The sequence below is a fragment of the Legionella fairfieldensis ATCC 49588 genome (genome assembly GCF_000621525.1).
GTDB lineage: Bacteria > Pseudomonadota > Gammaproteobacteria > Legionellales > Legionellaceae > Tatlockia > Tatlockia fairfieldensis.
Genome location: NZ_JHYC01000043.1, coordinates 1 through 7,492, shown reverse-complemented (window position 1 = coordinate 7,492; position 7,492 = coordinate 1). Strand labels below are relative to the sequence as shown.

Sequence of the window (7,492 nt, the reverse complement as noted above, 5' to 3'; positions counted from 1 at the left end):
TGGGCCAAAAATTAATTTCATTCGCATTTAATTTGGGCCAACTTGATGCGCTGATTGTGGGCCGAGTCGTTTTTGATTGCGAGCCGTTACAACTACACTGAAATCAACGACCCAGGCTTGGGTGAAACTGGCTTCGGTTGAACTCCAATAAAGCCCATCGCTCAGTTGACCCAAGCCGCTGTTTTTAAGGTTGGTCTGCATTAACATCAATTCAAAAACAGCGGGTAGATACCAACCGCCATAACAAGTTGCATTAAGCGTTGGTGTCGATGGGCAAGGTGTCCCATCCGCTAAAACTTGATAACTGGATGAGAGTAAAGCTGCAAACTGGCCGTCTTGTTGATCAATCGTTTGTTCGGCAACAATAAGACGGGTATTGATCTCTCCTGCTCTTAATCCCATACCACTTGCATTCACGAGACGATCTCCACTTTCACCATTACGCCATTCGACGCTTTCATTTAAATCGGTAAGTGATGCAACTAACCCATGCTGTTTTGACTCATCGACAAAAAAAAACAATACCGCCATGAACGATATCGCCAATCTGGTGCGTGATGATTGGTAACTCATTCACCTGATTTTGCAGCGGCTCTAGTCCGTTATTGATTTGATTATTAATGATGGTTGGAAGTTGATTAAGCTGAATTTGTAAGGGTTGTACGGCGTTATTAATTAGGGCAGGCATTTGATTAATCTGGTTTTGCAAGGGCTGCAGATTGCTATTGATTTGCCCATTTAGCTCGTTTCGCAAGGCATTAATTGCATTTTGCACGTATTCGGTGGAGGCAGGATTTGCTTTTACTTCCCTACAACACATGAATAAAACAATAACCACTGTGATTACAAGGAACGATTTTATGGAAGACAAGAGAGGTGTTTTCATTCTTAATAGATAAGGAAAACAGACACTGAAAATAAAATGAAATTTGTTACAATTTTTCATCATAAACACCCTAAATAATTGGTTTTTGTTAACGTACCTCCTTGGTCACGTGTGTATATAAATAATGTCAGTGTGCTATTGAGACATAGAGCAATCTCTATCCCGATGTTGAATTTTTTTTGAATACCGCGGCCTTTCAACAAGAGAATGTTCTTTTACAATCTTTTCAATAACACTATTCACTTGGCGTTTAACCCCTTCCTGACCTAATACACTCTTCGTTGCCATGTCATTAAAATCTGTAAGTCCCTTTGTACGGATTGGCTGTTCACCAGGGGCAAAAATGGGAAATACAGCTTGACCATTCACTACAGCGGCAGCCTCTTTTGCCTTGGTTTTTCCTGGGTTAATGCCTTGTGTTTTTTCAAGGTAAAAATCATTGTCACCTGCTATCAAAATGGGTTTGTTGGGGAATTTTTCATGTAAAGCTTTCGCAACAGGTGTTAAGTTTCCTGAATCAAATGCTGAAACGACAGGAACTCCTGATGCTTGCGTTAAACTGGCAGCAGTTGCATAGCCTTCAGCAATAATAAGAATAGGTGCTAAACTTAATGCATCCAATCCACCAATGACATGAAAACAACCTTCTTTGCGACTGTTTTTAGCAAATCGTTTTGTGCCATCTTCCTTGATGTATTGCATGGTCCATTGCTTACCCTGTACATCATAGGCTGGAATATAAGTTGTTTTTCCTTCTTCATCAGTAAAAATGCCTGAATGAATCGCTATCTCTTTCGTTCGTAAATACGGAGTTTGAGTCTTAATTGTCGTTAAATGAGATACCTGATTACTTACTCGTAGTGCCGCTTGTTCCTGGCTATGAGATTGCTCATTAAGACGAGCCTGAAATTTTGAGGACAAATTAGATTGCAGCGCTTCTTTTTGTTCATCACTTAATACGTACCCTTTACTTTTCCATTTTATTTCTACGCCAGTACGATTGTTTTTTACATAGCCGGCGGGGTGTCCGTCTAAATGCCCTATATAAAATCCTGCTTTCTCACTTCCTTTGTCACCCTCAGTACTAATGCGATGAGGTCTTCCATCCATGATTGGATGATTACCCGTAATAAGGCAACCTAAGCTTTTTAATGTTTCAGCAAATTCCTCTTGAGGGGCTAATGCAGATCCTTGGCGAGTAGAGTTGTGATTAAGGAGCCATGGAGTAAGTTTATCCAGATTAGTCCCTGGGTGAGCAAACCAGCTTTTTGCCGATTTATCCCATTCGATAGCTTTTTGGCCATTGGGTAAAACACCTGCCAGTTGTTTCGCTGTTTCTTTCTGGTTAAATGGAATATGAAGCCATTGTTTTTCAGTGGAGTTTTTTAATGTTTCTGAAAGAATTGCTTGTGTTTTTGTCTCTAAGATTGCTTCATGGGAAGATGAGGTATTGGCTAGAAGAGAGTTTTCTGACAATTCACTCGAATTAGTTACTATTGACATAAGTTGTTCTGATACAAGAGGTTGCTCTCCAATCCTAGTTTGACCCGTCGTTTGTTCTTGTATAAGTTTTTGTTCAAAAGAAAGAATATAGTGTTGAGCTTTTTCCGCATCAGCGGCTGCTCGAAACAATTCCAGAGGATCGTTTTTTAATAGGTTTATCCACGAACCCACATAAGCGGCGTGTTGGGCAGGATCATGGCCTATGCTAAGTTCTTCGCCTAAAATCATGCTCGTGATTTCAGCTCTCAACTCTTCTTTAGCATAACCTTCGCTGCCAAAAGGGTGTGTTAAATCACGATCAAGCCGTGAAGAATGACCAGTCCAATGACCTAATTCATGTAAAGCGGTGGCATAATAGTTATGCGCACTTTGAAACTGATTTTGAAGGGGTAAATGAATGGTATCACTTCCTGGTCGATAGAAAGCACGAGATCCTCCATTATGCAAAATGACAGCGCCTGATGCGTCTAAAATGTATTCAGCACGCTCTATGGAATGCCAGGTTTTTTCTTTGTGAACAAGAGAAGGTAATCCATCAATTTGTTCAGCATTAAAGACTGTTGCATAAAATATACGGGGACGTTCCAGATGCACTTCAATCTTTTTTGGATTTCCATTTGCATCCAGGATAGGGTTTCCGTAATCATCTTTTTTAGTTATTAAATCGGTAAATTTCCAGTATTGAATCACACATCCTTTTTCTCCCTTGCGTACTTGGGCATCCACTGACATTGCTTGCTTATAGGTCATCCAGCGTGGATCACTATATTCCTCAGCCATTAACTGAATAGCATTAATTCCTTTATAGCGTTTCTCAGTGATTGGATTAAAGGGTAAAATACCTGCCTCTCCTGGTTCAAAGGGACATTGCCACGGTGCGCATCCTTTTTTAAGCAGAGCAATTATTTTTTCTGCAACCACCTCATGATAGAGTGTTTTATTCATGATGAATTCCTTGAGTAGAGACGGCTAATGAATCGGTAGTCAGCAAATCGATACTGCTTTGGATGGCATCGGATTCACTTAAAGCATCTTCGGGAAAGGCGCCAACCGTTATCGCTTCATCAGGATCAAATTCAACATGAAAACCAGGTGTTTGTGCATCGAGTAGTTTTTCATGTAACACATTGTAGGATTCGGTATTGAAGCGATCATCTTTGCCTTTTATTTGGTCTGTCATTGAAAACTCCTAGTTATTGTTATAAACAGGCTTACCTTTAAAATCTTTATAGGTTTGCGAACACTCAGGGTAACCGCTACAAGACCACCAGAAACCTTTCTGTCCTTTACGTCTTGCTAACCCTTTTTTACAGTGGTGACACTTATATAATTCAGATATTGGAACGATTTGTTCAGCGCCATTAATTTTCACCGCGCCATCATTGGCTTTAACGACTTGTTCGGTAACAAATTTGATTTGTTTTTCTATAAATCCGTCTAAATAGGAAGGCTCTTTTTCAATATCACGTAATAAACGTTCATATATCGCTGTTAATACGGGGCTTTTGACAACCTCTGGAAGTGCATCAATCATGCTACGTCCTAATGACGTACTGATAATTTGTTTTCCTTTTGCTTCAATAAAATGACGTCGTTTTAATTCGGAAATGATTGAAGCTCGTGTGGCTGACGTACCAATACCATCCCCATCACGCAGCATTTTTTTATGTTCTGGTTCGGTGATAAATTTGTGAATATTTTCCATTGCACGTTGCAAAGTGCCTTCTGTAAAACGACTTGGCGGTTTTGTTTTTACATCCTGACGAGATGCTTTGATGCATTGTATGTTGTCATTAACGAGCATGGATGGAATTTTTTGATTGTCCTCCCCTCCCTTTTCTTGCTCGTCTCTCGATTCTTTATAGATTGCACACCAGCCTTCACAATGAATCGATTGACCACTGGCTTCAAAGGTTTCACCCTCAATAACAAGTTTGACTGTGGTACTTAAATATTCATGCAACGGATAAAATTGAGCAATATAAGCGCGAACAATCAAGTCATAAATATTGCGTTCTTTATCGTTTAACTTAGCGATAGAGCCACGATGCGTCGTGGGAATAATGCCATAGTGAACCGAGACTTTTGTATCATCCCATGTTTTTGATTTGATAGAGGGCGTTGCGGCATCAATCATGGCGCTTAAATCAGGATTGACTTCCTTAATTGCTGCAAGCACCAACGGAGCATCGGCATGTTGCGATTCGGGTAAGAACGCACAATCGGTACGCGGATAACTTGTTAATTTGTGAGTCTCATAAAGTGATTGACAAGTTTCCAAAACTTCTAAAGCGCTATACCCAAACTTATTAGACGCTAAAAGCGTAATATCAGAGAGTGAATAGGCATGAGGATGTGCTTTCTTTTTAATTTCTTCGTTGTAATGAGTGACAAGTCCTGATTGACCACTTACCTTGGTAATCAGGCTATTTGCAAGGGTAGTATCAATCAAGCGCCCTTCTTCATCTAATCCCGCCTGATTTTCATTCGCACGCCAATGTGCAATAAACGCATTATCACCGTGTTGAAAGGCTGCTTTAATGGTGTGATAGGGAATTGATTTAAAGGCTTCAATATTTCTATCCCTTGCAACAACAAGTGCCAGTGTTGGTGTTTGAACACGGCCTACAGTCAGCAAAGTTCGTGATCCGCCTCGTTGTGCTCGCAACGTGTAAGCACGACTTAGATTCATACCAATTAACCAATCGGCACGTGCTCTTCCTTTTGCGGCATAACCCAATCCTTTATAGTGGGAGTTATCTTTCATTGCTGATAAACCACGCTGCAGAGAAATAGAGTCATGCGCAGACACCCAAAAACGAAGAACTGGTTTTTTACAATTGAAATATTCCAGGACTTCATCAATCAATAACTGTCCTTCACGATCCGAATCCCCTGCATTGACGATTAATTCTGCCTCTTTTAATAATTGACCAATAAGTTGAAGCTGTTTTTCACTATCTTTTTTAGGATGTACGATCCAGTTCTGCGGGATAATGGGTAAATCCTCAACTCGCCAGCGTTTTTTCCCATTATTTGGGTTTCGTGGAATATTCTCATCCGTATAAAAGTCTGGCTCCGCTTGTTCTAACATGTGACCAAAACACCAGGTAATTTTATCGGAATGACTTTCGATATACCCCTCTCCTTTGCTGGTTATACCTAATTCCTCAGCGATTGCTTTAGCGACAGAAGGCTTTTCTGCTATGAATAAACGCATGTTATTTTCCTTTTTGGGCATTAACCCAGACGATTATCGGTTTAATCACCGTCATAAGTTCAGTTTTTGTTAGTAAGCCGAAGTAACGAGCATCGAAAGACAGTGGACTTTGATTAGTCATTAAGAGAACTTCCAATGACTTTAAACGGTAATTCGAAACTTCCCAGATAGAGAGAGGACGTCCTTTACTATCCTTAAGTAAAGGTTTGCTAAAGGCTAATGGATGACCATTTATAACGACACCCTCTGATGAAATAGCGATGCGATCCCCTGTGGTTGCTACGACTTGTTTCATTAGATAAGTCGAGCCCAGAGGACAAAATCCAATCGGAAGATATCCTCTGGCAAGCGCTTGTTTAAAAATAGCCGTTTCAGGAGGACAAAAAATAACGTATTCACCCTTTTTAACAGGCTGATTGCTTAGCCAGTAAAGACCAACCGGAATACTTGGGCTTGTGTTAATGCGAGCACCTGCTAGAAATAGTGCGCCACTCATAATAAGCACACAGCTCATGCTAAAAAAAATGAAACTACCGGAATTAAATCGCGTTTTTATTCTCATAAGGTAATTGCTTTGTTTTGTGCTTGAATGCAATTCAAGTAGTCACTTTCCAGTGGTTCTGGTATTGATGCTCGTCTGGAAAAAACAGGATCATTAAAATAAAGAGGTTGTCTGCCATAAATGGCTGGAAACCCTGCTGCATAGATGACCATATCACCTGCTTCTTCAATCAGTCCTTCGGCATTCTTTTTAGGCCCTGGCATGCGTAAACATTCATCGTCTGTTAATAAGGGACGCTGACTTTCTTGAAACGTGCGTGAGGCTTGGTTCAAAAAAAGGCCAGTTCGACTTCCGCTCGTTGTTATGTTTTCCTTTACGATCGTAGTAATTCCTGTGAGTTCTGAAAGGTGTTTCGCCGTTTCGAGGCGATTAGGCGGGTAAGCGTTTTGAATATGGCAATTGGAGGTAATGGACTCATCGGGACCGTAGCCTTTTTCGCGGCTTTTTAATTGATTAATATCCTGACAAATGAGATAGAATTTAATGCCATAGCCCGCAACGAATGCCAGAGACTCTTGGAGAATCTCCAGTTTTCCAAGACTTGGAAATTCATCAATCATACAAAGCAACCGATGTTTATAGCGTTTCTTTGTTCGAACTTGGCTTATCGCGTGGTTAACTAATTTGTCTTTATTGAAAGCATAGAGCCATTTTTTCCAGGTAGATTGCTCGGATAGGATGCGTTCAAATTCCATTTTGTCGGCCAATAGCCGGACAATCATATTTAACAAAAGACGTATTAGAGGTTGAAGCCGGTCTTTATCTGTAGGTTGTGTAATAATGTAGAGGCTTACTGGATTTTCATGATTCATTAAGTCTTTAATGCAAAAATCAGATTCGCTCACATTTTGAGCAACAACTGGATCACGGTATAACGCCAAGAACGATTTTAATGTAGATAATACAGAGCCGGCTTCTTCTTCTGGTCTATCAATCATATCTCTTGCCGCAGCATGTATAACAGGATGGTTCTTGCCATTAACGTGCTTAAACGTGGTCATCTCTTGGAGTAACGAGGCAATAGTTATTTCTGGATCAACCAACATGTGGTCAATCTTAGGTAAACTAGCGATATAACCCTCTGATTTGAGTTTATAGATACAATGAAGAATCAAACCAACAAGCAATGCTTGTGATGTTTTATCCCAATGAGACTCTAATCCTTTCCCATTGGGATCAGCAACTAGAGTTCCTAAATTTTGTACATCCCCAACTTCATAGTCAGTACCTATTCTAATTTCTTTTAAAGCATTCCATCGTGCCGATCCCACAGAAGAAGCTGGCTCAAACCGAATGACTTTATTTTTAGCATGCTTTTGAC

7 protein-coding genes are annotated in these 7,492 nt (G+C 40.3%); all 7 read right to left on the bottom strand.

Annotated features, from left to right (window positions below; all coding sequences use genetic code 11):
* Positions 1-27: 27 nt before the first annotated feature.
* A complete protein-coding gene (locus T345_RS14155; RefSeq protein WP_051555245.1) occupies positions 28-531 on the bottom strand; it encodes an Lcl C-terminal domain-containing protein in 504 nt (167 codons plus the stop codon).
* Positions 503-820 carry a TrbJ/VirB5 family protein gene (locus T345_RS14640; protein WP_156935640.1) on the bottom strand — a complete coding sequence of 106 codons (318 nt, stop codon included), beginning with the start codon at positions 818-820 and terminating at the stop codon, positions 503-505. The genes T345_RS14155 and T345_RS14640 overlap by 29 nt, the downstream gene beginning before the upstream one ends.
* Before the next feature lie 201 nt (positions 821-1,021).
* Positions 1,022-3,334, bottom strand: coding sequence for a zincin-like metallopeptidase domain-containing protein (locus tag T345_RS14150; RefSeq protein ID WP_035918840.1), 2,313 nt, complete (start codon positions 3,332-3,334; stop codon positions 1,022-1,024).
* Positions 3,327-3,569, bottom strand: coding sequence for a hypothetical protein (locus T345_RS14145; RefSeq protein WP_051555243.1), 243 nt, complete (start codon positions 3,567-3,569; stop codon positions 3,327-3,329). Before T345_RS14145 ends, T345_RS14150 begins: the two co-directional genes overlap by 8 nt.
* A gap of 9 nt (positions 3,570-3,578) precedes the next feature.
* Positions 3,579-5,609: a DNA topoisomerase 3 gene (locus tag T345_RS0110425; protein ID WP_028389296.1), complete on the bottom strand. Its 2,031-nt coding sequence runs from the start codon at positions 5,607-5,609 to the stop codon at positions 3,579-3,581.
* A gap of 1 nt (position 5,610) precedes the next feature.
* Entirely contained in the window at positions 5,611-6,171 is a 561-nt protein-coding gene (traF, locus tag T345_RS0110420) for a conjugative transfer signal peptidase TraF (RefSeq protein ID WP_051555242.1), read from the bottom strand.
* The coding region (locus T345_RS0110415) for a type IV secretory system conjugative DNA transfer family protein (protein WP_028389294.1) at positions 6,168-7,492 on the bottom strand (1,325 nt) is incomplete at its 5' end. The genes T345_RS0110415 and traF, both read right to left, overlap by 4 nt.

Bases quoted from the DNA above. Each gene is read 5' to 3' on its own strand.
- T345_RS14155 (WP_051555245.1), bottom strand. From the start codon at position 531: ATGGCGGTATTGTTTTTTTTTGTCGATGAGTCAAAACAGCATGGGTTA.
- T345_RS14640 (WP_156935640.1), bottom strand. From the start codon at position 820: ATGTGTTGTAGGGAAGTAAAAGCAAATCCTGCCTCCACCGAATACGTG.
- T345_RS14150 (WP_035918840.1), bottom strand. From the start codon at position 3,334: ATGAATAAAACACTCTATCATGAGGTGGTTGCAGAAAAAATAATTGCT.
- T345_RS14145 (WP_051555243.1), bottom strand. From the start codon at position 3,569: ATGACAGACCAAATAAAAGGCAAAGATGATCGCTTCAATACCGAATCC.
- T345_RS0110425 (WP_028389296.1), bottom strand. From the start codon at position 5,609: ATGCGTTTATTCATAGCAGAAAAGCCTTCTGTCGCTAAAGCAATCGCT.
- traF (WP_051555242.1), bottom strand. From the start codon at position 6,171: ATGAGAATAAAAACGCGATTTAATTCCGGTAGTTTCATTTTTTTTAGC.